The sequence below is a fragment of the Paraburkholderia sp. GW821-FHT02A12 genome (assembly GCF_059422005.1).
This window is the reverse complement of record NZ_JBWKWA010000002.1, coordinates 667,428-693,741: the sequence shown is the minus strand read 5'-3', so window position 1 is coordinate 693,741 and position 26,314 is coordinate 667,428. Positions and strand designations below refer to the sequence as shown.

Annotated in this window: 24 protein-coding genes and 1 pseudogene; 12 read left to right on the top strand and 13 right to left on the bottom strand. The window is 61.3% G+C overall.

The window, feature by feature from the left end; genetic code table 11:
* Nucleotides 1-501: 501 nt before the first annotated feature.
* A pseudogene (locus tag AC07WT_RS24350) lies at nucleotides 502-932 on the top strand (DUF4382 domain-containing protein); the annotation flags it as partial.
* 293 nt (nucleotides 933-1,225) lie between these two features.
* Here AC07WT_RS24350 and AC07WT_RS24345 read toward each other — a convergent pair.
* The 4 genes from AC07WT_RS24345 to AC07WT_RS24330 form a co-directional block, all read right to left on the bottom strand.
* Nucleotides 1,226-1,630, bottom strand: coding sequence for a hypothetical protein (locus AC07WT_RS24345; RefSeq protein WP_494951033.1), 405 nt, complete (start codon nucleotides 1,628-1,630; stop codon nucleotides 1,226-1,228).
* Between the two features lie 275 nt (nucleotides 1,631-1,905).
* Nucleotides 1,906-2,202, bottom strand: coding sequence for a hypothetical protein (locus tag AC07WT_RS24340; protein WP_494948912.1), 297 nt, complete (start codon nucleotides 2,200-2,202; stop codon nucleotides 1,906-1,908).
* Between the two features lie 12 nt (nucleotides 2,203-2,214).
* Nucleotides 2,215-3,948, bottom strand: a complete 1,734-nt coding sequence (locus AC07WT_RS24335; protein ID WP_494948911.1) for a methyl-accepting chemotaxis protein — start codon at nucleotides 3,946-3,948, stop codon at nucleotides 2,215-2,217.
* 603 nt (nucleotides 3,949-4,551) lie between these two features.
* Complete coding sequence (locus AC07WT_RS24330; protein ID WP_494948910.1) at nucleotides 4,552-4,974, bottom strand: ACT domain-containing protein; 423 nt, start codon at nucleotides 4,972-4,974, stop codon at nucleotides 4,552-4,554.
* 373 nt (nucleotides 4,975-5,347) lie between these two features.
* On the opposite strand from AC07WT_RS24330, the gene acs reads away from it, so the two are divergent.
* The 3 genes from acs (at nucleotide 5,348) to AC07WT_RS24315 (ending at nucleotide 10,147) form a co-directional block, all read left to right on the top strand.
* On the top strand, nucleotides 5,348-7,405 hold the full coding sequence (gene acs, locus AC07WT_RS24325; RefSeq protein WP_494951032.1) for an acetate--CoA ligase: 2,058 nt from the start codon (nucleotides 5,348-5,350) through the stop codon (nucleotides 7,403-7,405).
* A gap of 405 nt (nucleotides 7,406-7,810) precedes the next feature.
* The gene (locus AC07WT_RS24320) at nucleotides 7,811-9,865 is read left to right on the top strand and encodes a carbon starvation CstA family protein (RefSeq protein WP_494948909.1); all 2,055 of its coding nucleotides are present in this window, start codon (nucleotides 7,811-7,813) and stop codon (nucleotides 9,863-9,865) included.
* 12 nt (nucleotides 9,866-9,877) lie between these two features.
* Nucleotides 9,878-10,147: a YbdD/YjiX family protein gene (locus AC07WT_RS24315; RefSeq protein WP_494948908.1), complete on the top strand. Its 270-nt coding sequence runs from the start codon at nucleotides 9,878-9,880 to the stop codon at nucleotides 10,145-10,147.
* A 75-nt stretch (nucleotides 10,148-10,222) separates the two neighbouring features.
* Here the strand turns inward: AC07WT_RS24315 and fabZ are convergent, their stop codons facing one another.
* Both fabZ and rpoD read right to left on the bottom strand, forming a co-directional pair.
* Nucleotides 10,223-10,723 carry a 3-hydroxyacyl-ACP dehydratase FabZ gene (fabZ, locus tag AC07WT_RS24310; protein WP_494948907.1) on the bottom strand — a complete coding sequence of 167 codons (501 nt, stop codon included), beginning with the start codon at nucleotides 10,721-10,723 and terminating at the stop codon, nucleotides 10,223-10,225.
* Between the two features lie 272 nt (nucleotides 10,724-10,995).
* Entirely contained in the window at nucleotides 10,996-13,065 is a 2,070-nt protein-coding gene (gene rpoD, locus AC07WT_RS24305) for an RNA polymerase sigma factor RpoD (protein ID WP_494948906.1), read from the bottom strand.
* A gap of 276 nt (nucleotides 13,066-13,341) precedes the next feature.
* On the opposite strand from rpoD, the gene AC07WT_RS24300 reads away from it, so the two are divergent.
* Nucleotides 13,342-14,157, top strand: coding sequence for a fused MFS/spermidine synthase (locus AC07WT_RS24300; RefSeq protein WP_494948905.1), 816 nt, complete (start codon nucleotides 13,342-13,344; stop codon nucleotides 14,155-14,157).
* 249 nt (nucleotides 14,158-14,406) lie between these two features.
* Here the strand turns inward: AC07WT_RS24300 and AC07WT_RS24295 are convergent, their stop codons facing one another.
* From AC07WT_RS24295 to AC07WT_RS24270, 6 genes are all read right to left on the bottom strand, one after another.
* The gene (locus tag AC07WT_RS24295) at nucleotides 14,407-14,604 is read right to left on the bottom strand and encodes a ribbon-helix-helix protein, CopG family (RefSeq protein WP_492577797.1); all 198 of its coding nucleotides are present in this window, start codon (nucleotides 14,602-14,604) and stop codon (nucleotides 14,407-14,409) included.
* A gap of 170 nt (nucleotides 14,605-14,774) precedes the next feature.
* Entirely contained in the window at nucleotides 14,775-15,002 is a 228-nt protein-coding gene (locus AC07WT_RS24290; RefSeq protein WP_494948904.1) for a hypothetical protein, read from the bottom strand.
* Nucleotides 15,003-15,083: 81 nt separating this feature from the next.
* On the bottom strand, nucleotides 15,084-15,851 hold the full coding sequence (locus AC07WT_RS24285) for a fused MFS/spermidine synthase (RefSeq protein ID WP_494948903.1): 768 nt from the start codon (nucleotides 15,849-15,851) through the stop codon (nucleotides 15,084-15,086).
* Complete coding sequence (locus tag AC07WT_RS24280; protein ID WP_494948902.1) at nucleotides 15,848-16,174, bottom strand: HPr family phosphocarrier protein; 327 nt, start codon at nucleotides 16,172-16,174, stop codon at nucleotides 15,848-15,850. Before AC07WT_RS24280 ends, AC07WT_RS24285 begins: the two co-directional genes overlap by 4 nt.
* A gap of 54 nt (nucleotides 16,175-16,228) precedes the next feature.
* Nucleotides 16,229-16,675 carry a hypothetical protein gene (locus AC07WT_RS24275; RefSeq protein WP_492595699.1) on the bottom strand — a complete coding sequence of 149 codons (447 nt, stop codon included), beginning with the start codon at nucleotides 16,673-16,675 and terminating at the stop codon, nucleotides 16,229-16,231.
* Nucleotides 16,676-16,867: 192 nt separating this feature from the next.
* Nucleotides 16,868-17,629 (bottom strand): YoaK family protein, encoded by a 762-nt coding sequence (locus AC07WT_RS24270; RefSeq protein ID WP_492595665.1) that lies wholly within the window; start codon nucleotides 17,627-17,629, stop codon nucleotides 16,868-16,870.
* Between the two features lie 365 nt (nucleotides 17,630-17,994).
* On the opposite strand from AC07WT_RS24270, the gene hyfB reads away from it, so the two are divergent.
* From hyfB to AC07WT_RS24240, 6 genes are read left to right on the top strand one after another with little or no spacing between them, the layout of a single operon-like run.
* A complete protein-coding gene (hyfB, locus tag AC07WT_RS24265; RefSeq protein WP_494948901.1) occupies nucleotides 17,995-20,004 on the top strand; it encodes a hydrogenase 4 subunit B in 2,010 nt (669 codons plus the stop codon).
* Complete coding sequence (locus tag AC07WT_RS24260) at nucleotides 20,001-20,951, top strand: respiratory chain complex I subunit 1 family protein (RefSeq protein ID WP_494948900.1); 951 nt, start codon at nucleotides 20,001-20,003, stop codon at nucleotides 20,949-20,951. Before hyfB ends, AC07WT_RS24260 begins: the two co-directional genes overlap by 4 nt.
* Nucleotides 20,952-21,611, top strand: coding sequence for a formate hydrogenlyase (locus AC07WT_RS24255; protein ID WP_494948899.1), 660 nt, complete (start codon nucleotides 20,952-20,954; stop codon nucleotides 21,609-21,611). It abuts the gene before it with no gap.
* Nucleotides 21,604-23,064, top strand: coding sequence for a hydrogenase 4 subunit F (locus AC07WT_RS24250; RefSeq protein WP_492595669.1), 1,461 nt, complete (start codon nucleotides 21,604-21,606; stop codon nucleotides 23,062-23,064). Before AC07WT_RS24255 ends, AC07WT_RS24250 begins: the two co-directional genes overlap by 8 nt.
* 3 nt (nucleotides 23,065-23,067) lie before the next feature.
* Entirely contained in the window at nucleotides 23,068-24,624 is a 1,557-nt protein-coding gene (locus tag AC07WT_RS24245; RefSeq protein WP_494948898.1) for a hydrogenase large subunit, read from the top strand.
* Entirely contained in the window at nucleotides 24,624-25,151 is a 528-nt protein-coding gene (locus AC07WT_RS24240; RefSeq protein WP_494948897.1) for an NADH-quinone oxidoreductase subunit B family protein, read from the top strand. Before AC07WT_RS24245 ends, AC07WT_RS24240 begins: the two co-directional genes overlap by 1 nt.
* Here AC07WT_RS24240 and AC07WT_RS24235 read toward each other — a convergent pair whose 3' ends face one another.
* Nucleotides 25,152-25,700 carry a universal stress protein gene (locus AC07WT_RS24235; RefSeq protein ID WP_492595672.1) on the bottom strand — a complete coding sequence of 183 codons (549 nt, stop codon included), beginning with the start codon at nucleotides 25,698-25,700 and terminating at the stop codon, nucleotides 25,152-25,154.
* Between the two features lie 186 nt (nucleotides 25,701-25,886).
* Here AC07WT_RS24235 and AC07WT_RS24230 point away from each other — a divergent pair, with 186 nt between their 5' ends.
* Nucleotides 25,887-26,219, top strand: coding sequence for a hypothetical protein (locus AC07WT_RS24230; RefSeq protein ID WP_494951031.1), 333 nt, complete (start codon nucleotides 25,887-25,889; stop codon nucleotides 26,217-26,219).
* Nucleotides 26,220-26,314: the final 95 nt, after the last annotated feature.

Genomic DNA, 26,314 nt, shown 5'->3' with positions numbered 1-26,314 from the left:
GGCTTGTTGTGTCTGCGTCGCATGGAAGACTCCTCATCTATATGCGACCCGCAACAGCAAAAGCGATAGTGTCACGGCAACCGCCGGACGACCCGATTGACATTGCGCCCTTTGCCGCAGACCGTCACGACGGCACTGTCGGCACACATCTTTTGTCATTGTCATTCGCCGATATCCACTGCCGCTTCCATGTTGCAGGCCGCGAGCGCTGGACACCGCCAACGCGTCGGCTACGACTCCGTCTACGAACCAGTCAGCATTCCCTCGTGGTCTGCATGTCGCCATGCCTTGGCGTTCCTCACCCGCCAATGACGACTGCCAGGAGGAATGGAACTGAATTTAGGTCGTACGAAAGACGGCGGCATGAAATTTTTTGTAACATACTGCACGCGACGAGGCGCGCCGCCCGCCCGCAACCCTATGCACACAACGAAAATTGACGCGCGTCGCGACTGTGCGAAACCTGTCTCCAGAGCCCAGCGAAGTAAGCAGATGCAACATGTTGCAACGACAACGGGCCAATTCGTGCTGACGCCGCTGATCCAGAGTTCGACGAACGGCAGCTACGACATCGCGATCGTCGACAACACGCTGCCGAATGGCCACGCGACCGGCATCGTCCGTTCGGTGCCGGGGCGGGCGTGGTGACGCCGGGTGCGCAAGCGCTGGTGCGTGCGTTGCAGCCGATCGGCTCCGCCAGCTATGAAATCACGTCGGTGAATGCGAATCTCGACACGGGTGTGTACACGTTGCAATTGCCGGCAGCCGCTCCGCAGATGGGAACCTACAGTGGCGTGCTGCCTGTTGCGCTGTCGGCCGTGCCGGGCGCGGCGGGCCAGTACACGGTTGAGGCGGACAGCTCGACTGGGGCAACGCAATCGTCGGCGGTGAACGTCTCTGCCGGTAGCCAGACGAACGTCAATTTCAGTTTCCAAGCTCAATGGGAAAGGGAAGAAACAATGTTTCTTCCCTTAAGAACCCTAAGAACGATATGAAAAAAAATTCTCTGTCTCTTGAAGGTAAGCGCCGGCCTGCTCAGTGGCTGTGCCGTGTATGTGCCGTGTATGTGCCGGATCAGCCCGGCGTCGTTGTTGTGCCGCAAAGCCGGCCGCAAGGTGGGCCGGGCAACGGCTTCTGTCCGCCCGGACAGGCGAAGAAGGGTAACTGCTGACGAGACTGGCGATGGACGACAGCAGAGGGCGCCGGCGGCGCCCTCTGCGTGCTATCAGTTCGAATGGCTCACAGCGATGTGCTGACTGTGGTGAAGATTCGTGCTCACCCGCGCAAGTGAGCGTGAGTGGGCGTGGCTTGCATGACTAGCGTGAACACTGGCGCGACTCGTTTGCGCGTCGGCGCGGTCCGCCTGCGTGTCCGATCGATCCGCCGCGCGGGCAAGACCGACATCATGGTCGGCTGAACTAAAGCCGTTAGTATTGCTTACCCCCTTGCTGCTCATGTGGCCGGCGGACATGCCGCCCGCGTTGCCACCCAGACCACCGTGTCCTGCACCCCCGCTGCTTCCCCCTCCGCCGCTTCCACCGTTTCCGCCTCCATTGCCACCCGCTGCTGCAAAGGCTGACACGGACGCAATAGCCACGAGGCTGGCGGCAATCCATTGCACTATTTTCATATTCGCTTTCTCCAAAGTCTGCCCGAATGCTTCGATTGTACGAACGATGCGCGCCGGCAACCCAGGACAGTTGTAATCAACTGTAAGTAGCATGGTCGCGTAGCCACAGACGCGGTTCCCAGCGATGCAGGCTGCGCGTGCGAGACTCCCGGAATAAAAAAGGCGTGGTGCGAACACCACGCCGAAAGGTCCCAGCGTCGGAGCGTTATGCCAGAACCCGTGATCAATTGCAGCCCCGGTGTTTAGCTGGACAACCAGCATGCAGGCGAGCGACGCTATCCTTGAGCCGTGCTCTTCCTGTCCAGCGCCTTCAGTAAGTTATTCGTCTGTTCCAGCAGCGTTGAGTGATATTCGGCAGGCAGGGATAGGTCGTCCGTGAGCGACATCGCGTCTTCAATCCCGAGCCGGAATGACGTCATGATCTCCTTGCATTGGGTCGGCGTGAGGCGTGGGAGTGTGGCATCAACGAATTTGCACATCACTACAAGCTGTGCGCCGAAGCGGGAAACGGCCTGGCCGTTCGACGAGACGAAGTTCGTGAGTGAACCCGGAAGCGCGTCTGTGTTGTTCAAGACCATCGCCCCTCAGAACGTTTGCCAGTCGGCGCCACTCGCGTCCGCCGAGGCGGTCATGCCCGCACTGGTCGTGACGTTGGCGGCCTGAGGAACTGTTTTCGGTTTGGCCGGTGCGGTGCGACGGGTGACTGGCGTCTTGCGAACGGACGGGCGCGGCTTGCTCTCCAGAATGGCCACACGCGACGCGGTGACTCCAGTCTCCGTGACCCTGAACACCGAGACGGCGTCCTTCAGGCTCATGGCCTGTTCTTCAAGTGACTGCGCTGCTGCTGCCGCCTGCTCGACGAGCGCCGCGTTCTGCTGGGTCACTTCGTCCATCTGGTTGACGGCCTGATTCACCTGCTCAATGCCGCGGCTCTGTTCCTCAGAAGCTGCCGCGATCTCACCGACGATATCGGAGACCTGCTTGATTGCCTGCTTCACCTGTCCCATGGTCGCACCCACTTCGGAAGCCTGCCGCGCACCGCCCTGAATCATAGCCACCGACGAGCCAATCAGTTCCTTGATCTCCTTGGCCGCGGCGGCGGAGCGTTGCGCCAGACTGCGCACTTCACTGGCGACGACGGCGAAGCCGCGTCCCTGTTCACCCGCGCGAGCCGCTTCGACGGCGGCATTCAGCGCAAGAATGTTCGTCTGGAAGGCAATGCCTTCGATCACCCCAGTGATTTCCGAAATCCTGGACGAGCTGCCGCTGATCTGACCGATAGTCGCGACCATTGACTGGACCGCTTCATTGCCGGTGTCAGCCATGTCAGTGGCACTTGTTGCCAGCGTGTTCGCCTGACGGGCATTGTCGGCGTTCTGCTTCACTGTTTCCGTCAACTGCGTCATGCTGGCGGCCGTCTCTTCAAGGGACGCCGCCTGTTCTTCTGTGCGTGCCGACAGGTCGGTGTTGCCGCTGGCGATTTCCCGCGACGCCACCGTGACCGATTCAGTGGTTGCCTTGATTCCGCGCACCGTATCGCTGAGTTGCTGATCCATTTTCTTCAGCGCGTCGAGAAGCTGGCCGAACTCGCCCCGCGAATCCACCGTGATCTGATTTTCCAGCCTGCCGGCTGCGATATGGTTCGCTACGTCAATCGCCTTGTTAAGCGGACCCGAAATCGCCCGCACCAGGTAGGCCGACGCACCGGCGGCTACCAGCACGCCGAATGCGATCAAGGCTATCGCGATCCAGAGGATAGTCCTGAACGTCGACTCGCTGTCGTCGGCGAACTGCTTCGCTTGAGCCAGATTGAGGGCTGCGTTCTGATTCAGCGCATCGATCAAAGGGTCAGCGAATGCAGCCATCTTCTCGACCAGCGGCGCAGCCGCATCGTAGTTGCCAGCGCTCAACGCGGTTGCCGCTTCGTCAGTTGCCGCCTTGAACCGAGGCAGGACATTTTTGATCTTTCCCGCAATTTCACGCGCCCTGTCACTTGAAATGCCGTCCGGATAGTAACGATTCCACGCCTTGTTGATACGGTCCTGGTCGGCACGGATTTGTTCGATTGAGGTCGCCGTTTTCACCTGATCGCGAAACACCTGAATTCGCCTTAGTTGAAGGCGAACATCCAGGCTGGCAGCTCGAATGTCGGATAGCGTGCCAATCGGAACAGTATTACCGGCATAAGCATCATTCACATTGGAATTCAATCTGGAAAGACCGAATATTCCAAAAACCCCGATTGCAGTCGTGATTATTATGCATACAGCGAATGCGAGAATGATCTTGAATCTGATTGTTTGTACAAAGCGGTTCACATTGCTTCCTGGTAAAAAATGGTGCGGGAAGGATCTATGGCCACAATCCCATAGTTGGTATACGGCATGGCCTCGCGCAACTGAAGGGAAGTTGTCGGCCGTCAGGCAAAAAGATCGCAAACGTAGCCTCTGATACAGAGTTGCCTCGCATAGCCAGGCTTTCCGTGAAAGATCAATGGCGACAATTACAGTACCATTTGCGCCATCAAAGCTCTTGCAATAGGGATTTACTGATTTATTCGCAAGGAAATCCCTATAAACGAATACGGTTTTAATTCAATCGATAAAGACAGAATAACCTGACGATAGGACATGTGTGCAGAAAGCTTTGCCTCGATAGCAAGCAATTCCGGAGGCGCTCGCTCCGGGACGGAGTCATCGGACTGCTCAGCGCTTCGCGATGGAACAACGGTTCGCAAGCGCAAGATACGATGCGCACTGCGAGTCGCAGTCGGTGCAATCGGTCAGGCGCACGAACGCGTCCAAGGTCATTCACGGGTAACGCCAGTTGTGAGTCGCCAACGCATTGGCCCGGTGTCATTCAAGTTCCGAAGCAATTCCACAACACGGCGGCATGGGAAATTCACCACCCGCGAGCGTAGTTCAGGCTTTCATCAGGATATCTACAGTCTTCTTGACACCGTCCAGCGAGTCCACCGCCACGTAAGCGACAAACTGTGTGCCGATTACGGCGGCCGAGAACCCGCGCAGGTTGATTTCTCCTTCAGCAAGCTTTTGCGTCAACACCGCAGCGATGCCCGGCCGATCCGGACCCATGACCCGAACGGCGTGAAGGCTGCGAGTAACGTTGAACCCCACTTGTGCGGCCGCACGGATTTCCCTGTCGCTCTGCAGCGGCGTGACGAACACTACTGCGTTGCCGGGATCTTCCGGCGCGCGCCGGGCAATGATGAATTGCAGATCGGCCCCCGCGTTCCGCAGGGTGGCCAGTGCCTCGGCCAGGCTGCCGGGTCTGTCCTGGATGGTCGCCGCCCAAACGTCCACCTGCTCCACGAGAAGATCCATGGCTGGTTCTCCTTCCTGCCTGCTATTTAGGCCTATTGAAAATCTAGTTCATGACTTGCCCGCAAGCAAATCTCAGTGCGGTTGTGTGCCAGTGAAGTCGTGCCAGAGATCCTGTTTCTCTTCCAGCAGCGAAAGTTTCGGATCGGCATACGGCCCGAACCACCTGGACTCGCTTTGGGCGCTGCCCTTTTTCTCCTCAGGCGGGTGCGGCTCCTGTTCGCCCAGGGTCAACCCTTTTGTGCGCTTTCCTGGCAAGTCACCAGCCCTGCACTTAATATTTACCTACGCAGCCCAGTCATGCTTTGCGCGCTCCCTGGCGACAGAACAGCGCGCCAGGCGTCGTTGCTGCGGGTGCAAATCAATGGGGGCCGTCATGTCAGAAGACAAATCGTCACGCCATGCCGCGGAGCAGCAGACTGCGGACGTCTCCGAAGCGCAGATCGCGGTGCACTGGCCGGAGGAGGACTATTTCTCGCCGTCGAACCAGTTCATTGCGCAGGCGAATCTGGCGGACCCCGGCGTGTTCGCGCGCTTTTCCCTCGACAACTTCCCCGAGTACTTCAAGGAGTTCGCGGACCTCCTCGATTGGTACAAATACTGGGAGACGACGTTCGACGCCAGCCATCCTCCCTTCTGGCGCTGGTTCGTCGGCGGCAGGATCAACGCGTGTTACAACTGCGTGGATCGCCATCTCCCCAGCTACAAAAACAAGACGGCGATCCATTTCGTGCCCGAGCCAGAGAGCGAGGCGGTACAGCATCTCACCTACCAGGAGCTTTTCACGCGCGTCAACGAGTTCGCGGCCCTGTTGCGCGATTTCGGCGGCCTGAAGGCAGGCGACCGGGTGACCCTGCACATGCCGATGGTGGCGGAGCTACCCATCACGATGCTCGCATGCGCGCGGCTCGGCGTGATTCACTCGCAGGTCTTCAGCGGGTTCAGTGGAAAGGCGTGCGGCGATCGCGTCTCGGATTCCGCGAGCCGCCTGTTGATCACGATGGACGCCTATTACCGCGCCGGCCAACTTCTTGATCACAAGGAAAAGGCAGACGCTGCGGTCATGGCGGCCGCAAGCACCGGTCATCAGGTCGACAAGGTACTGATCTGGCAACGCTACCCGGGCAAGTACTCGAGTCCCACGAAGCTCGTGGAAGGACGCGACGTCATCATCAACGACATCCTCGGGAAGTTCCGCGGCAAACGTGTCGAGCCCGTTCAAATGGCCGCCGAAGCGCCGCTTTTCCTCATGTACACGAGTGGCACCACAGGGCGGCCCAAAGGCTGCCAGCACTCCACCGGCGGCTACCTTGCCTACGTCACATGGACGTCGAAGTACATCCAGGACATTCATCCCGAAGACGTATATTGGTGCATGGCCGACATCGGCTGGATCACCGGCCATTCCTACATCGTGTACGGTCCGCTCGCGCTTGCCGCTTCCTCGGTCGTGTACGAAGGTGTGCCGACGTATCCAGACGCAGGACGGCCGTGGCGTATCGCTGAAAATCTCGACGTCAATATCTTTCACACGTCGCCCACGGCGATCCGGGCGCTACGACGCTACGGACCCGACGAACCCGCGAAATACAGCTTCCATTTCAAGCACATGACCACCGTAGGCGAGCCGATCGAGCCCGAAGTCTGGAAGTGGTACCACCAGGTGGTCGGCAAGGGCGAGGCGGTCATCGTGGACACCTGGTGGCAGACCGAAAACGGCGGATTCCTTTGCAGCACGGTGCCCGCGCTCCACAAGATGAAGCCCGGCAGCACGGGACCTGCGATTCCCGGCATTCATCCGGTGATCTACGACGACGAGGGAAAGGAGCTGCCAGGCGGTTCGGGCCGGGCCGGCAACATCTGCATCCGCAACCCGTGGCCCGGATCCTTCCAGACCATCTGGAAGGATCCGGATCGCTACGTCAGCCAGTACTATTCGCGCTATTGCCGCGACCGCGCGAGTAAGGACTGGCGCGACTGGCCGTATATGGCCGGTGACGGCGCGGTGCAGGCAGCGGACGGTTACTATCGGATCCTTGGCCGCATTGACGACGTGATCAACGTCGCCGGCCATCGCCTCGGCACCAAGGAAATCGAGTCGGCTGCTCTCCTCGTGTCCGAGATCGCCGAGGCCGCAGTGGTGCCGGTCGCCGACCCGATCAAGGGCAAGGTTCCTGATCTCTACGTCTCGTTGAAGCCGGGACTGGCGCCTTCCGTGAAGATCGCGAACAAGGTCATGGCATCGGTGGTTTCCCGGATCGGCTCCATAGCAAGGCCGCATCGTGTCGTCATCGTTCCCGATATGCCCAAGACCCGCTCGGGAAAGATCATGCGTCGCGTGCTCGCGGCGATTTCCAATCGTCAGGATCCCGGCGACGTGTCCACTCTCGCCAATCCGGAAATTGTCGAACAGATCAAGGAGCTCGCCAGGTAGCGCGACGGCGCGCGTCGAACGATTGCCCAAATCTATCAATCTGTCGCCGACAGCCGTGGGCGGGGAGCTGTTCATCCCGGCACCGGAAGTGCCGCCAGCAGGCCGAGGTGATGGGTTCGATCAACGCAAGGCTGGCGCCCCGGATTCGGGCAATCCCTGAGATCGGGCACGTGCGTGCGGCGCGTATCAGGAAAATGCGGAAAATGCGGAGAATGCGGCCCATTTGTCTGAGCGAAGCGTGCTGGACCGTACCTTGCAGCGGCCTTGGGGCGGGTGTAGCCTCTTTCATGTCGGCCCCAGTGTCGGCTCGATCGCCGGCCGTGATCCAGATGCCGCGCAACAGCCGGTCTCCACGTGGCGTGGCATAACGGGTGCCGACGCGCAACGCGTCTGCACGGAGGTGCCATGAACAAGCTCGCGTCCATTCTTCTGTGGGGTGCGCTTACCGCAGTCGGCGCTTTCTCATTCGCGACACTCGCGCTCGGGCGCGGAGAAAACGTGAACGCGGTGTGGCTCGTGACCGCAGCCCTGATCGTCTATTTCATCGCTTACCGTTTCTACAGCAAATTCATCGCCGGGCGCGTATTGGGACTCGACGATGCCCGGCAAACGCCCGCCGAGCGCCACAACGACGGCATGGACTACGTGCCGACCAACCGGTGGGTGCTGTTTGGCCATCACTTCGCGGCGATCGCCGGCGCGGGTCCGCTGGTCGGCCCCGTGCTCGCGGCGCAGATGGGCTACCTGCCCGGCACGCTGTGGATACTCGCGGGTGTCGTGGTCGCCGGTGCCGTGCAGGACTTCATTGTGCTGTTCGCGTCGGTGCGCCGCGACGGCAAGTCGCTCGGCGAGATGATCAAGGTCGAGCTGGGCCCGGTGCCCGGGTCGCTCGCGCTGGTCGGCGTGCTTGCGATCATGATCATCATTCTGGCCGTCCTGAGCCTCGTGGTCGTCAAGGCACTGACGGCAAGCCCGTGGGGTCTCTTCACGATCGCGGCAACGATTCCGATCGCGCTGCTGATGGGCGTCTACATGCGGATCGTTCGTCCGGGGCGCGTGGGCGAGGCGTCTGCGCTCGGCGTCGTGCTGCTGCTCGCTGCACTCATGATCGGCAAGACGGTCGCAAGCGATCCGGTGTGGGGGCCGGCGTTCACGTTGAGCGGCACGCAACTCGCATGGGCTCTCATTCTGTACGGCGCCGTTGCGTCCAGTCTGCCGGTTTGGCTGATGCTCGCGCCACGCGATTATCTGAGCACCTTCCTCAAGATCGGCACGGTCGTGGCACTGGCCATCGGCATCTATGTCGTCGCGCCGACACTCTCGATGCCACAAACCACGCGCTTCATCGACGGCACCGGACCCGTCTTCTCGGGCAAGCTCTTCCCGTTCCTGTTCATCACGATTGCATGCGGCTCCGTGTCGGGCTTCCATGCGCTGATTTCCTCGGGCACCACGCCGAAGATGATCGAGCGCGAGTCGCATATGCGTCTGATCGGCTTCGGTGGCATGCTCGCCGAATCGTTCGTTGCGGTCATGGCGATGACGGCCGCCTGCGTGCTGCAGCCGGGCATCTATTTCGCGATGAACGCACCGGCCGCGGTCATCGGCACCACCGCGGCGCATGCGGCGCAAGTCATTTCCAGCTGGGGATTCACCGTGACGCCGGAGATGATCAGCCAGGCGTCCGCCAATATCGGCGAAACCACCATCCTGTCGCGCGCCGGCGGCGCTCCGACGCTCGCGGTAGGCATGGCGCAGATCCTCGCCCAGGCGGTCGGCGGCACGGCCATGCAGGCCTTCTGGTATCACTTCGCGATCCTGTTCGAGGCGCTCTTTATTCTCACCGCGGTCGATGCCGGCACGCGCGTCGGCCGCTTCATGATCCAGGACATGCTGGGCCACGTGTACCGGCCGCTCGGCAACACCCAGTTGTTGCCCGCAAACCTGCTGGGCACCGGGCTGTGTGTCGCAGCGTGGGGCTACTTCCTCTATCAGGGCGTGGTCGACCCGCTAGGCGGCATCAACACGCTCTGGCAGCTCTTCGGCGTCGGCAACCAGATGCTCGCCGGCATCGCGCTGCTGCTGTGCACTAGTGTGCTGATGAAGATGAAGCGCGAGCGCTATGTCTGGGTGACGCTGGTGCCGACAGCCTGGCTCCTGGTTACCACACTGACGGCCGGCGTCCAGAAAATCTTCAGCAGCGATCCGCGCATCGGCTTCCTTGCGCTAGCGAACAGGTTCAGCGATGCGGCCGCGCACGGGACCGTGCTGGCCCCGGCCAAGTCGATTGCGGAAATGCAGCGGGTGGCCTTCAACAACTATCTGGATGCGGTCGTCTGCGGTCTCTTTGTCGTGCTGGTGCTCGCGATGTGCGTCTTCGCCGTGAGGATGAGCTGGCAGGCGCTGCGCCAGACGCAGCCCACCACCCACGAGACGCCGCCAGTTGCCGCGCGCGCTTAAGGAGGGTTCGCCATGAAAACGTTTCTCAGCGACAAACCTGTGCCGTCCCCGCTTCAGGCAACCGCGATCCAGACACATGCGGATGCGCGATCCACGCGCCTGTCCGACATGGCGAGGACGCTGCACCGTGCCTATCTGCAGGTGTTCGGAATCCCGGACTATGAACGCTACATGTCGCACATGGCGTCGCATCATCCGGGTGATCCGCTGCTGTCGCGACGCGAGTTCTGCGCCCAGGCGATCGATCGCAAATATGCCCGCAACGGGCCGAGGTGCTGCTAGCGTTCCGTGCCAGCCAAGCATTTCGCAGAACCTGTGTCGCGATCCTGACGTCCTCGTGCTTCCGGGTCCGTTGCGTTATCTGGATGCCGTTTCAACAGTGCGGGTATCTTTCTGGCCGTCCCCATCTGTAGGCCGGACCGTGCAAATCAGACCGGCCTCCGCCGCCACCACACCATCCACCTCCGCACGCGCCTTGAACTTCCAGATGCCGCGCATATGCCGCTCGAACCTGGCGTTCAGGATCAATTGGTCACCTGGTTCGACCACCCGCTTGAAGCGTGCATTGTCGATGCCGACGAACAGGTACAGCGTATTGGCCGGATCGTGCGGCTCTTCCGAGAACGTCAGCAACGCCGCGGTCTGGGCAAGCGCTTCCAGAATCAGCACGCCCGGCATCACCGGACGCGTCGGAAAGTGGCCCATGAAGTACGGCTCGTTGATCGACACGTTCTTCAGCGCCTTGATACTCTTGTGCGGCTCGAGTTCGAGCACCCGATCGACCAGCAGGATCGGATAGCGATGCGGCAGCAGTGTGAGAATCCTGTGAATGTCGAGATTTATTTTTTCAGTGCTCATGGTGTTTCTTCTCACGCATTTATCGTGCGATCACGACTTCGGACGCTGGGACAGGAATGGGTGATCCATGCCGCCGCCGATTTCGCGTCGATCTCCGTCAGCCGGCGGTGGTCGACGACGTCATCCGTGACGCCAGGCGCTACTACTGGGCGGCGGCCGCTTCAGGCACATTCAGGCAATCCCGCTGGTTGTCCGGATTACATATCAGCGCGACGCCCCAGTTCTCATCCGGTGTACAGGGTCCCCGTAGGGTAGTGTGTCGTCTCTGTTTTCTACTCGTCCCGCAGAAACGATTTCAAACGCTGAGACCGGGCCGGGTGCCGAAGCTTGCGCAGTGCCTTGGCTTCAATCTGGCGGATCCGCTCACGCGTCACCTCGAACTGTTGTCCGAGTTCCTCCAGTGTGTGATCCGTGCCGCTCTCCATGCCAAAACGCAGGCGCAGAATCTTCGCTTCACGCGGCGTCAGCGTCGTGAGCGCCTCGCTCACCGCATCGCGCATGCTCGCGTGGAGCGCGGCATCGTCAGGCAAAATGGCTGCCGGGTCTTCAATCAGGTCGCCAACGGACGTGTCGTCGTTTTCCCCAACGGACGCGTCCAGGGAAACCGGCTCCCTGACGATTTTCAACATTGCCCGAACCTTGTTTTCCTGCATCTCCATCCGCTCCGCCAGCACGGCAGCGTCGGGTTCCCGTCCTGTCTCCTGCAGGATCTGGCGCGAGACCCGCTTCAGTTTGTTCAGTGACTCGATCATGTGGACCGGGACCCGGATGGTGCGTGCCTGATCGGCAACCGCCCGGCTGACGGCCTGCCGGATCCACCAGGTCGCATAGGTGGAGAACTTGTATCCGCGCCGGTATTCAAACTTGTCGACGGCCCGCATCAGGCCGATATTGCCTTCCTGTATCAGATCGAGAAACAGCAGGCCGCGGTTCGTATACCGCTTCGCGATCGAGATCACCAGCCGCAGATTCGCCTCGATCATTTCGCCTTTCGCGCGTAGCGTTTTCGCTTCGCTTGCGGTCATTGTGCGACAGACGTCCCTGAAATCGCCAAGCGGCAGCACGACCCGCTCCTGCACGGCAAGCAGTTTTTCCTGCTCCAGCCGGATCGCCGGGAGATTTCGTTCCAGCATACAACTGAACGTTTGCCCTGCTGCGGCAAGTTGCTGCGGCCACATCGGGTTGGTCTCGTTGCCCCGGAAATGTGCGACGAACGTGTCGCGAGGCACCCCACACCGGTCAACCACGATCCGCTCGATTTCGCGCTCGATGGTTCGGACCTCGTCGGCGGATAGACGCAACGCGCCGCACAAACGTTCGATGGTGCGCGCTGTGAAGCGGATCGTCATCAGTTCGGCCTCGATCGCGGCCTGTGCGGCACGATAACCCACGGAACCGTAACCTTCCGTTTCGTATGCATCGCGCAATTGCTCGAACCAGTCAGCCACCGTCGAAAATTTCGCCAGCGCGTCGCGCTTCAGGGTCTCGATGTACAGATTGTCCGCGGCATCATCATCATCATCATCATCTTCGTCACCCTGATCCTCGCCGAAGATCGCATCGCCGTCGCTGCTTTCCTCCGCGACCACATTGATGTCATCCGTCTCCATCGCAACTGGATCAATCATGCCATCGACGAACTCTTCGATGGGAGTGGCGCCGCTGGCAACAGCGTCAGCGATTGTCAGTATGTCCGCAATCGTTGTCGGGCACGAAGAGATGGCCCGGATCATGTCGTTGCGGCCCTCTTCAATGCGCTTCGCAAGTGCGATCTCGCCGTGACGGGTGAGGAGTTCAGTGGCGCCCATCTCGCGCATGTACATGCGCACGGGATCGGTAGTGCGGCCGAATTCCGCATCCACGCTTGAGATCGCCGCCGCAGCCTCTTCCTCGACCTGCTCGTCGGACGAAACTGCGATCGCATGATCGTGCATCAGCACGGACTCGGCGTCCGGAGCCTGCTCGAATACGGCGATGCCCATGTCGCTGAAGGCTCTGATCACGTTCTCGATCGCGTCCGGTTGCGCGAGCCGCTCGGGCAGGCAGTCGCTAATTTCCCCACGAATGACGAACCCGCGCTCATGTCCCAGCTTGATCAGCGTGCGCAGGCCCGAGCGGCCATCGTCGTTTTCTCCGGCGGACTCATCCGGTCGTGCGGCGATGGCGCCGAGCGCACGTGCGTGTGCGCTCGTCCGGCGTGAACCGGTCTCCGGTAGAACTGTTCCGGCTGCGTCGGCCGTACGTGCGCGACCCGTAACGGCAATGTCGGCGTGTTCATTATTCACATTGACGTTGTCCGGCACCACGGACAGTGTCTGCTTCTTCACGGCCTTCTTCGTCACGCGGTCGCTCCTTTGAATATGACGTCAGGACTTCGCATGCTGTTGACGTGATAATATCATTATCATTTGCTACTACTTGCCTGATGTGTATGTCCCGGATGGCTGGTCGTCCTGCCGCAGGTCGATGGTCCCGGTGACCGGACGTTCCTGTCCGACCGGACTGAAGCCGGGGACATACCAAGGCCGCCGGTCAGGCGCGAAGGTGCCGCGATGAAGATCATTGCAGCGCGGCCCACGGGCCGAAGAACCGCACACAAACATCGTCCAGACTGCCGCATGGATCACTCTCACGCGTCCTTCGACGCTTACATGAAATTTCTTGCCGGACCATCCGCAGACGGTGCGCCCGTGGTGCTGGAAACCGAGCATGCGCTGTCGCTGCACTTCGATCTGCTGGCCACGCAGAGCTTCATGTCGCGGCGCGACCCCGACAGGCTGGTGCTCGGCTATACCCGGACGATGATGGGATTCCTTCTGCTGCAGCCGGCGCCCGCCAGGATTTCCATGATCGGCCTGGGCGGCGGGTCGCTGGCCAAGTACTGTTACCGGCATCTTCCGGAAACAAGGATAGTGGCCATCGAAATTGATCCCGAGGTAATCGCGTTGCGCAACACTTTTCACATTCCGCCCGATGACGAGCGACTCGAAGTGATCTGCGCGGACGGAGTCGAATACGTCAAGGACAACGATGCACGCCCGGACGTGATTCTGGTCGATGGTTTTCTGGCGCACGGCATGCCTGTGCAACTAGGCAACGCCGTCTTCTACTCGGCTTGCCATGCGCGGCTTGCAGACAATGGCGTGCTGGTCGCCAACTTCATCGAAGACGATCCCCATATTCCTTACTACCTGGAAGAGGTCCGTTCGGCGTTCGGTGAGTCGCTTTCCATTTTCATGGCCGAGGACAGTTGCAACTACACGCTGTTTGCCTGGAAGGGCTCGCCAAGGCTTCCCTCCCGGGACACGTTGCTCGCGCGTGCGCGCGCCCTGGCAACGGTACATCCCCTGAACTTGCTCGCGACGGCGCGTCGCCTGAAGAAAGGCACGGGGCTCGCTTTGGACTGGACATCCAGGCAGAAACTGACCGGCTGACGTACGCCTGATTTGTGCGGCCTGACTGCAAGCGCCGCGTCGCGCAGAGCAGATCTGCTTTCAGCGCCAGGCGGCGCATTTCACAACCCGCATTGCCGTTTCAACCTCGGCAACGATACATCGTCGCGCGCACCCGAAGATTGGTGATCTACCGGCAGCTGTAAGGGAGCTAGCGTGAAAGATTACCCGGGTGCAAGCCGGCGGCGACCTCCCCGGAGCAACACTTCGCTGACCTGAAGCAGGTCTGGTTCACGCAGTTTTCCGACGTGCCCGGGCACCAATGGCGCTCTTTGTCCTGTAGGTGACGCCATGCTGCTCAAGGTATTCGCGAATCAGTTGCCGCACTACCTGTGAGGGTGTCAAATCCTGTGCTGCGCACAGCTTTTCGAACGCCTCCTTCTTCACAGGATCAATCAGAATTGTGAGTCGAGCGCTTTTCGTTTCCATGACGTGGGCAAAAATCGGAGTATGTTAATTGAATTATAATACATCGCGTAGCCCAAGTCATCCTCGTGACGCCACGGGCGCACCACGCGCCGTCGATCCCTGAATCGCTCACCCCTATGCGGCCGATGAGCGGTTGAGAAGCACTTCGAGGGGCAGGCGGCGCCTCGGGGTTAACCTACCGCCCTCGCACGCAGGTAGTTCTGGCCGGCCTGGGTAATCGAAACGGCGCCCCGCCCGTTCGCTGGGACCGATACAAACCCCGCGTTACGCAGTTCCTGCGCGACCGACCAGTTCAGGGCGGGCGCGTCGCGGCCGTACCGCTGCCGGGCCAGACCTTCAAGCGCCCAGATGGCCGCATGGGTCAAGGTATCGCTTTCGTTGCCGCCTCGTACTGTCATCGTCCTTCCTTGAGAATGCGCCTGTTTGAAAAGGCAGGGAACGTGCGCGTGTCGCCGTCTGCACAAGGCGGACAAATTCGCTTAACACGCCTGCTCATATCGATTCCAGTTAAATTTCTTGCCGTACTCGATGCGCGTGGCCGTCGCATGAAGATTCACTGCGTGTCCGGGCGCGAGCGCGCGCGCCCGGTCGAGCATCGCCGTAAAGGATGGAGCCTCTGCGACTCCTTTCCACGCAAAGACGGTGACGTTGTGCTCACTACCTTCCGATGGCGCCAGAGTCACCGCGGTCGCGAAGACTTCCCTGAGCGAGCGCAGGTAGCGATGAAAGTCCGGTTCGTCCGTCACCAGATTGGCCACCAGTACACCGTCATCGCTCAACCGGCGACGACAGGCTTCATAGAACGTCCTGCTGCCCAGCTCGGCGGGCAGGCCATCGGCATTGAAGCCGTCTACCAGCAAGACGTCGGGCCGGTGATCCTGAGTAGTGACAAACTGCGCGCCATCCGCACAAACCACGCGGAAGCGCTCGTTGTCGCGCGGCACGTGAAACCGGTCACGCAGCGCGATCACCTCCGGATTGATTTCGACCGCGGTAATAGCGGTATTCGGCAAATGACGGTAGCAGTATTTCGCCAGCGACCCGCCACCCAGGCCGATCATCGAAATGCGGCGCGGGGACGGCCGGAACAGCAGGAAACCCATCATGGTCCGCGTGTAACCCAGTGCAAGGGCGTAGGGATCGTGCCGCAACATCGTGCTCTGGACCCCGCGTGCATCAAAGTACAGTGAAACCACCTGGTCATTCTGTATGACCAGCGGCTTGCTTGCCTTCCTCTTTCTTTTCATGTGCCTGGTCGAAAACGAGCCGATGCGTGGCCAATCGTGTCTTTGACATCGGGCGGCCGACAGGACTCCTGCGCACGCAGGATGGCCGAAAGCGCCTCAAGTGCCACGATTTCGTCAGGACCGGCCGCCAGAATGCGCACGGGCGTGCCTGGTCTCGCCCGAAGCGACATGACAGACATGACATCCTTGGCGTTGACGGACCGGCCGTTCGCCATGCAGATGATATCGCTGGCAAACCGGGCGGCACCGACCGCAAGCCTTGCAGACTCGTGCCCGTTCAAGCCCCATCGCCCGCCAACCTGAATCAATACCTCGACCAACACGCTCCCCTTTGGGCGTAATTCGTAACTCGGGACTACGCCCCCGTCCGGTTGCGCTCAGTGCATCGAACTTGCGATGGCCTTCGCAAAGAAAGCGCGCAGCAGTGGATCCCACGTTTCATCCCGCAACGCAATTTCGATCGTACCGAGCCGCCTCATTTCCCGATCCAGATACACCGCGCGAAGCGATTTTGGACGCGGTGGGCCAACAAAGAACTGACCGTCATCGTCCAGAAACAGACACGGCCTTTGCCTGTATCGCGCGCCAGATAACGAGACCGCGTCCTGAACGTGGCGCGCCGATTCCTTCTGGTAGACGAAGATGACGTTGACCCCGCTTTCTTCCAGGCGGTCGCAGATGTCGGAAAACCGGTACAGCATCTGGAATCCGCGTTCGCCCGCCTTGCCCACACCGACGACGATCAGTCCGTGACGGCCCATCACGTCCCGCAAAAACAGATGTGTGTAGTCATGGGACAGCAGCGGAACACTCGCGTCAATCACCTCGACCTCCCTGCCGAGCGCCGGCATACCCCCCGTCTTCGCGCAAACTCAACGCGACGTGACCAGCAGGCTTCTTGCCCAAGGATGCAATATTATTACCATTTCAACATAAGTCAATGATAATTTCATTATCATACTTGACAGCTTTCAGCCGGGAACAGTCCCTCCCCCTTCGTTTTCCGCGTTTGCAGCCTAACGATCGAGGCGATAGACCCGCGCACGCAGATCGTCGAGGAGGGGCACGATGGCCAGCACGATCAGCACGGCCGCGAGCGGCACCGTCGAGGCGTATCCAATGTGCTTGAATCCCATCGCTCCCGTGAAGCCGCCGACAAAGAACATGGCCAGCATTGTCCCGTGCACTTTCAGCTTTGCCCGATTGGCCTGCACAAACGGCGCGCTGGACTCGACCCTGGAGGAGTTCCAGTAAGTGAGCTTGCCAAGCTCGATGCCGATATCCGTGACAATTCCCGTCATGTGTGTGGTACGGATTTCCGCACCCGACAGTTTTGTGATCATCGCGTTCTGCAAACCCATAATGAAACACAGGAGCACGACGGTCGCCGGCACGAACAATGTCTCCCACAAGGCGAGATGACTGCCGAGCAGACCAAAACAGAGCAGCAGGACGGCCTCGATCAGCAACGGCGAAGCGTACTGACTATGCAGTCGGCGGCGTCGCCCCCAGTTGACGAGCACAGCGGAACTGGCGGCACCCAGCAGGAACGAAATCAGCGATCCGATACCTGCGAGGACCAGTGAGAGGTCGCCCAGCGCGGCCTGGTCGGCAATCGCGGAGACCACGCCGCTCATATGGGACGTGTACTGCCTGACGGCCAGAAAACCGCCGGCGTTGATCGCACCGGCCACGAACGCCAGCGAAAAACCAAGCTGCCTGTCGGCCCCGGTACTCCGGTTCTTTCCCGTCAGGCTCCGGAAATAGTCTGCTGGCATCAGGTATCGAGTCATGGGTTCGCGTATCCGAACCGCGCTTCGGCGTAAGCGGGGACCGGCGCAGCAAGCTGGCTTCTGAGATTCCGCACGCAGACGAAACCCCGTATTCCCGACGCCTTGAACGAACACGGCGCGCCCTGCGCGCCTGTCGACGGATCATCACGTATGGAACCGGATCAATAAAGCTGCTAGTATGATAACGTCATTATCATCAATTGGTAACCAGATGTTCCTCGCCAGATAACTCCGTTCCAGAAGAGGGCGATGCGCAGGAACGCCCCGGTCATGGAACCTGTTTCGGGATATCCTTCATCCGACGTACTAGCCGTTGAACAAGACATCTGACTGCGCCGGAGACAACACCGATGGAACATTTGCTGGTCATCCATTTCGTGCTGCTGGTGGTTGCGGGCTGGTTGGCCGTTGGGGTCCTGGGACTCGCGAACCTGCACCGCACGCGCGTGGTGGCGCATGGCCTGTTTCCACTCGGTGCCGCATTCGGTCTGCTTCTGTGCGGATTGGGCCTGGCCGGCGTTTTCTCAAATCCCCAGCAAACCGTCCTGCCGCTCGGGTTGCCGGACCTGCCGTTCCATCTGCGGCTCGACGGCCTGTCGGCGTATTTCCTCACCGTGCTCGGCGTGGTGAGCACGGGCGTAAGCGCGTTCTCCGCCGGCTATTTCCGCAAGGGCGAGGGCACGCCGCCCGGCCTGCTGTGCTTCGAGTATCACGTGTGCCTCGCGAGCATGGCGGTGCTGCTCGTCGCAGACGACGCGTACTGTTTCATGGTTGCGTGGGAGACGATGACGCTGTCGGCGACCTTCCTCGTGATGACCAATCACCGCATCGCCGAGATCCGCCGGGCAGCCTGGCTCTACTTCCTGATCTCCCACGTCGGCGCGCTGGCGCTCCTGCTGTGCTTCGGCCTGTTGCAGGCCAATACCGGCAACTACACGTTCGCCAACATGCGTCAGCAGCATCTGGACGTGTTCTGGGCATCCATCGCGTTTCTGCTGGTGCTGTTCGGTTTCGGCACCAAAGCCGGCATTTTTCCGCTGCACGTCTGGCTGCCTGAGGCTCATCCCGCCGCGCCGTCGCCGGTATCGGCCCTCATGAGCGGGTTCGTCCTGAAGGCGGGCCTCTACGGCGTGCTGCGCACGGTGTTCGATCTGCTGCACGTGCAGATTGCGTGGTGGGGCGTGCTCATGCTGATACTCGGACTCTTCACTGCCCTGTTCGGCGTTGTGTTCAGCGCCATCCAGACGGACATGAAGCGGCTGCTTGCGTACTCGTCGATCGACAACATCGGCCTGATGTTCGTGAGCATGGGACTGGCGATCCTGTTTCGCGCGTACGGGATGAGCGCGCTGGCCGCCTTGTCGTTGACGGCACTGCTCTACCAGATCGCCAGCCACGCGACATTCAAGAGCCTGCTGTTTCTCGGGACGGGTTCCGTGCTCCATGCGACGGGCGAGCGCAATCTCGGGCGCCTGGGCGGCCTGATCCGTTTCATGCCGTGGACAGCGTGGGCCACTCTCGTGGGCGCGTTTGCCAGTGCGGGCCTGCCGCCGTTGAGCGGCTTCGTCTCCGAATGGCTGCTGCTGCAGAGCTTTCTGTTCACACCCGGTTTGCCGGACCCGTTCCTGAACATGGTGGTTCCGGTCGTCGCCGCGCTGATCGCTCTCGTGGCCGCGCTCGCGGGCTACACCATGGTCAAGTTCTTCGGCATCATCTTTCTCGGCCAGCCTCGCGAGGCGAAGTTACGCGATGCACGGGATGCAAGTCCGTGGGAGCGCGTCGGCTTCGTGTGGCTGGCGGCGATCTGCGTGCTGCTCGGGTTGCTGCCGGTGCAGTTTGTGATCGTTTTGGACCGCGTCACGCAGATGCTGGTCGGTGCGGGCATCGGCCAGGCCGTCGCAAGGAATGGCTGGCTGCTGCTCGCGCCCACGAGCGTAGATCGGGCCAGCTACATGCCGGCGGTTTTCCTGCTGTTCTTCTTTGCCTGTTGTGGGCTCGCGTGGCTGCTGGTACGCCGTCTTTATCATGGGCGCCTGCGGCGTGCGGCCCCCTGGGCCTGTGGCTTTCCGTTCGTGAACGCGCGCATGCAGGACACGGCAGAAGGGTTCGGGCAGCCGATCCGCGAAATCTTCGCGCCTCTGTTCAGGATCGACCGGCGGCTGCCCTCTCCATTCGACCCACAACCTGCGTACAGCGTCACCGTGACGGATCGCGCGTGGACCCTGATTTATGAGCCGATCGAGCGGCTGGCCAAGCGCCTCGCGGCACTGGCCGGGTTGCTCCAGACAGGCCGCATCGCGGTCTATCTGATGCACAGCTTTCTCGTGCTGATCGTGCTGCTGATGCTGGTGAGACGATGATCACGCTCTCCGGATTGCTCTCCCAGGGGCTGGAAATCCTGCTCGCACTGGCGGCAGCGCCCTTGTTGACGGGCTGGGTCAACATGTGCCGCGCCAGGTTGCAGAACCGCCGGGCACCGAGCATCTGGCAGCCCTACCGGATGCTTCACAAGCTGTTCAACAAGGAGTCGGTCGTCGCCGACCACGCCAGTCCGATATTCCGCGGGGCGCCGTATGTTGTCTGGGCGTGCATGACGCTCGCGTGCGCGATCGTGCCGACGCTTTCGACCGACCTGCCGCTGTCGCCGGCGGCCGACGCAATCGCGCTGGTGGGTCTCTTCGCGCTGGCGCGCGTGGCCATCTCGCTGGCCGCGATGGATGTCGGCACCGCGTTCGGCACGCTCGGCGCGCGCCGCGAAATGCTGGTGGGCTTCCTCGCGGAGCCTGCCTTGCTGATGGTGCTGTTTTCGGCGTCGCTGATCACGCGGTCGACCTTGCTGACCACCATCGTCGCCACGCTCAGCCATCGCGAACTGGCAATCTATCCGAGCCTCGCGTTCGCGGGGATCGCATTCACGATGGTGTCGCTCGCAGAAAACGCGCGCCTGCCGGTCGACAACCCGACCACGCACCTCGAACTGACGATGATCCACGAGGCGCTGATCCTCGAGTATTCCGGCCGGCATCTCGCGCTGATGGAATGGGCCGCGAGCCTCAAACTGTTCGCGTACTCCTGCATCGGCCTCGCCTTGTTCATTCCGTGGGGCATCGCGGAGGCCGGCAATCCGATGGCGCTGCTGCTCGCCATACCCGCGCTCTTCGTCAAGTTGCTGGCGGGGGGCGCGGCGCTCGCGGTGGTCGAGACGACCAACGCGAAGATGCGCATTTTCCGCGTGCCGGAGTTTCTCGCGACAGCGTTCCTGCTGGCCGTCATCGGGATGCTCGTTCACTTTCTGCTGGGGGCGTGAATGCACGGCTTCGCGACGCAGATCATCAACTTCCTGGCCGCCATCCTGCTGTTGCTGTCGTTCGCGATGCTCAGCCAGCGGCGTATCCTGTCGCTGATTCATCTCTATACGCTGCAGGGACTGACGCTCGTGTCGGCCAATCTGATTCTGGGATTCGTCACCGCCGACACGCACCTCTACATCTCCGCACTGCTGACGCTCGTGCTCAAGGTCGGCCTGATTCCCTGGATCCTTCACCGGCTCGTGCTGCGGCTGAACGTCAAGACGGATGTGGAGTCCCTCCTCAATATTCCCGCCACCCTTCTGATCGGCATCGTGCTCGTGGTCGTCGCGTTCAATGTCGCGTCGCCGATCAGCCAGCTTGCCTCGTCGGTCGCGCGCGGCACGCTCGGCATCGCACTCGCCTGCGTGCTGCTGTCGTTCATGATGATGATCACACGCGCCAAGGCGATCCCTCAGGTGATCGGCTTTCTGTCGATGGAAAACGGCCTGTTTTTTGCCGCTGCCGCGGCGACGAACGGCATGCCGATGATCGTCGAACTCGGCATCGGACTCGATGTACTGGTAGGCATCCTGATCCTCGGCGTGTTCATGTTCCAGATCCGCGAGCAGTTCGACAGTCTGGACATTCATCACCTTGAAAAACTAAAAGATGACTGAAGCCTGGGTACTGCTGCTCGTTTTCGGAATTCCGCTTTTCGCGGGCGCCTGTCTGGCGCTCGTGGGCCAGCATCATGTCGCCGCGGAGCTCAACGTCGGCTTCAGTTTCCTGACCTTTGCCGCCGCCATGCTGCTCGCCGTGCAAACCGTGGCGCACGGGCCCGCGTTCGCGCTGGGCAAGCTGTTCTTCGTCGATCCGCTGAACGTGTTTCTGGTCGCACTGACGGCCTTCGTCGGCTGGACCACGTCGATCTTTTCAAGGCCGTACATGCGCATCGAGCGTAACCGCGGCAAGATGACCGCGCCTCGCATGCGCCTCTACCACAGCATGTACCAGTTGTTCATCTTCGCGATGCTGCTCGCGCTGCTCACCAACAACATGGGCATCCTCTGGGTGGCCATGGAAGCCGCCACGCTCGCGACGGTGCTGCTGGTCAGCGTCTATCGCACCGCAGCGAGTCTCGAAGCCGCGTGGAAGTATTTCATCCTGTGCGGCGTCGGCATCGCGCAGGCGCTGTTCGGCACGATCCTCCTCTATCTCGCCGCGAGCCGGCAGCTCGGCGGCGGCGATGCGCTGCTCTGGACCAGCCTGAACGCAGTCAAGGGGAGCCTCGACCCGACCATCATTTCGCTCGCGTTCGTGTTTCTGCTGATCGGCTACGGCACCAAGGTCGGCCTCGTGCCGATGCACAACTGGCTGCCCGATGCCCATGCCGAAGGCCCGACGCCGATTTCAGCGGTGCTGTCCGGGCTGCTGCTCAACGTCGCGCTGTATGCCGTGCTGCGCTGCAAGGTGCTGGCCGACGGCGCACTCCGGAACGGCCTGCCGGGCAACCTGCTGGTCGGCTTCGGGCTGCTCTCGGTGCTGGTCGCGACCTTTTCGCTGTTCCGGCAGAAAGACGTCAAGCGGCTCTTTTCGTATTCGTCGATCGAACACATGGGTCTGATGACGTTCGCCTTCGGGCTCGGCGGTCCCATTGCGACCTTTGCAGGTCTGCTGCACATGACGGTGCATTCGCTCGTGAAGTCGGCCATCTTCTTCACCGTCGGGCATGCGGCCCAAAAGGCCGGCACCCAGGCGATCGACGACATCCGCGGCCTGTTGCGCGTGAGCCCAACCGTTGGGTGGGGCATGATGCTCGGCGCGCTCGCGATCCTGGGCATGCCGCCATTCGGCGTCTTCGCGAGCGAGTTCCTGATCCTGACCACCGCGATGAGCAAACTCCCGTGGGCCACGCCCTTCCTGTTGCTCGCGCTTGCTGTGGCGTTCGCGGCCATCTTCGTGCGTGTGCAGGGCATGGTGTTCGGCGACACGACGGCCAAAGTTCTCGAACACCCGCCGGCGTTGCTGCCCGTGTTCGTCCATCTCGGCGTCGGGTTGATGCTGGGACTCTACATTCCGCCCTATCTTGCGACGTGGTATCGGCAGGCGGCGGCCATGATCGCGGGGTGACACATGCGCATCGAGGCACTCGGGCTTCCCAAACTGATTCGCCTGTCCGCGTTTGCGGGCAGGTCCTCGGCTTTTCTCGCACGGGTCGATCATGATACGTGGACCCGCACCGCCGGCACAGTGCGCGAGGCGGGTGGCCGTCTGATCTCCCTGTGGGGGGCCGACGAAACGGCAGGCACATTCGTCATCTCGGCGGCTTATGCGCTGGAAGACGGCATCCTGTGGCTTCAGTCGCCTGCAGGCGATGCGCATGAGAACGGATACCCGGATCTGTCGACCGTCTTTGCCTGTGCGACCCGTATGCAACGCGCCGTCTACGATCTGCTGGGACTGCGCGCGATCGGCGCCGAAGATACGAGACCATGGCTGAACCATGGTAACTGGCCGGCCGACTACCATCCGCTGCAGAAGCTGTCTTCCGGGGCCGAACGGTTCGAATCGCAGGAGGCGGACTATCCGTTCGTGCCGGTCGCCGGGGACGGCGTCCACGAGATCGCGGTGGGCCCGATCCACGCAGGCGTGATCGAACCGGGACACTTCCGCTTTTCGGTCGTCGGTGAAAAAGTGCTGCGGCTCGAGGAGCGGCTCGGTTACGCGCACCGGGGCATCGAAAAGCTGTTCGAGCAAACGCCTCTGTTGCTCGGGCATCGTCTGGCGGGAAGAATCGCCGGGGATTCTACTGTCGCGTTCTCGTGGGCGTACTGCATGGCGGCCGAACGGGCACTCGAGGTCCAGATTCCGCCACGCGCGCAGTGGCTACGTGCGCTGTTGCTCGAGCGTGAGCGCATTGCCAACCACCTCGGCGATCTGGGTGCGCTCGGCAACGATGCCGGGTTCACGTACGGGCTGGCCGCGTTTTCTCGCCTGAAGGAAGACTGGCTGCGCCTGAACGACCGGGTCTTCGGACACCGCTATCTGATGGATCAGATCGTTCCTGGTGGCGTCGCAACGGAGATCGATCCGCGTTTCATCACTGCAATAGAGACGCAGTGCGATCAGATCGATGCGCAGGTCCGCGTGATGCAACGCATCTACGACGATCAATCGGGACTGCAGGATCGCTTCGCGGGCTCAGGGATACTCTCTGCCAGCGTGGCAGAGCACTTCGATGTATGCGGACTGGCCGGGCGTGCCAGCGGGCGGAAAATCGACGTACGTGTCAATCATCCTTACGCACCCTATCATGAGGTTCAGGTGCAGATGGTCAGCGACGAGCGCGGCGACGTGGCGGCCCGCGTCGCGGTCCGTTTCGGCGAGATCTATGAGTCCATCCGGCTGATCCGCACCCTGCTTACGGATCTGCCGGGCGGAGCGATTGTCTCCGGGATTGAACACGGGAGCCCGTCATCCTGTGGCGTGGGCTGGATCGAGAGCTGGCGGGGCGATGTGCTGGTCGCCATCGAGACGGGAGCCGACGGGACCCTTGCGCGCTGCCACTGTCATGACCCGTCGTGGCAGAACTGGCCGGCCCTGGAACACGCGATCATCGGCAATATCGTTCCCGATTTCCCGCTGATCAATAAGTCGTTCAATCTGAACTACGCGGGACACGACCTGTAATGTGGCAACTTCTCAAACAGATCGCGACAACCGGCACGCCGGTTCAGCGCGTGCCCGAAGGCGATGACGCATGGCGGACCGAAAGCCACCGGATCCAGCAGGACATACTCGACGTGCTCGGCCGGGCGCTGTGCATTCGCGAGATCGATGCGGGCTCCTGCAATGGCTGCGAGCTGGAAATCCATGCGCTCAACAATCCGTACTACAACGTCGAGGGTCTGGGTATCCGGTTCGTCGCGAGCCCTCGCCATGCCGACATGCTGCTGGTCACGGGCTCGCTCACACTGAACATGAAGGAAGCCGTATGGCGGGCCTACGAGGCAACGCCGCATCCGAAGCTGGTGGTCGCGGTCGGCGAGTGCGCCTGCACGGGCGGTATCTTCAAGGAGAGTTACGCCGTGTGCGGGCCACTGTCGAGTCTGCTGCCTGTCGACGTCACGATCCCGGGTTGTCCGCCGCCCCCCATCGATATCCTGAGGGGTATTCTTGCCGCGCTTCGTGCGAAACACGCAACCTCTCCGCGATGATCACGACCCGGGATGAGCGCGCGCGACGATGTACGTCTGGGGCGGAGAAGGCTTTGATTCAGTTGATGGCGTGCTGGCTTCCGCAACACGGCCCGCACCGGTCTGCGTCGGCTCCCGGACGACGAGAACCGGGATCTGGCAGTGCGTCAGCACCTTCAGGGTCTCGCTGCCGAGCAACAAGGCGCGCATACCGCCTCGGCCGTGGGACGCCATGACGATGAGATCACAGTTTCGTTGCGCTGCAACGCTGATAATCGCCTCGTAAGGGTGAGCGTGGTTCCTGGTCTCCGTATCGCACTCGACACCGGCCTGGGTGGCCGCTTTTGTGACGACCATGAGGTAGTCATCCGCATGCTGTCGGGTAACCTCAATGAACCGTTCCTCGGTGTCCGCGATCATTTCGGTGCCATACGCCAGGACATGGAATTCCGGGATGACGTGGAGCCCCGTGAGTTTGGCTTCATTTTCTCTCGCGAGCGTCACCGCCATCTGGATCGCGGCTTCGGAGAGGGCCGACCCGTCAGTCGGCACCAGCAGATGCTTGAACATACGTTTCTCCCTGCGGCCAGACCTGTTCGTCTTAATGTCCTGACCAGCGCCCGCCGCTTGAGCCAATCACACCTGAATCAAGACAACTTCTTTCAGTATAGTCAGCTTTATGAAGCGTGGCGGGCCGACTATTTCTGTGACAAAGTGCCGCGCGCCGACCTCATCGAATCCTCCCGAAAACGTGCAATGACACCCATCAAGTTCATTCTCCGCTACACGGCAGTGCCGTTCATGGCAATTGTCGCCGTCGTATCCTGGGCCTCAATTCACTCGTCCGCCGAAATCGACGCCCGACAGTACGCGGCACTATCAGGCGCCTATGCCAGCTTCCCGGTGGATCTCCGGCGTGATATCGGGCAAGCGCTGCAATCGGGGAAGCTGAGCAAGTGGGATTACTCGTCGCTGGTACGGGAATCGCTCGACGACGGCGTTGTTCTCGACTGGCCGTCGGCCGATAAGGAAGACGTTGCTACCGAACGGGAAAAGCTGACCGCACTCGTCAGGGCAGACCGACTCTGAGCCGTGCGGCTCACCGAGGTTCCGGGATAAGCGCGCCGAGGTCAGCATTGCGGCCCGCCCCCCGAAGATCGAACGCCTCGATCACGAGACTCCCC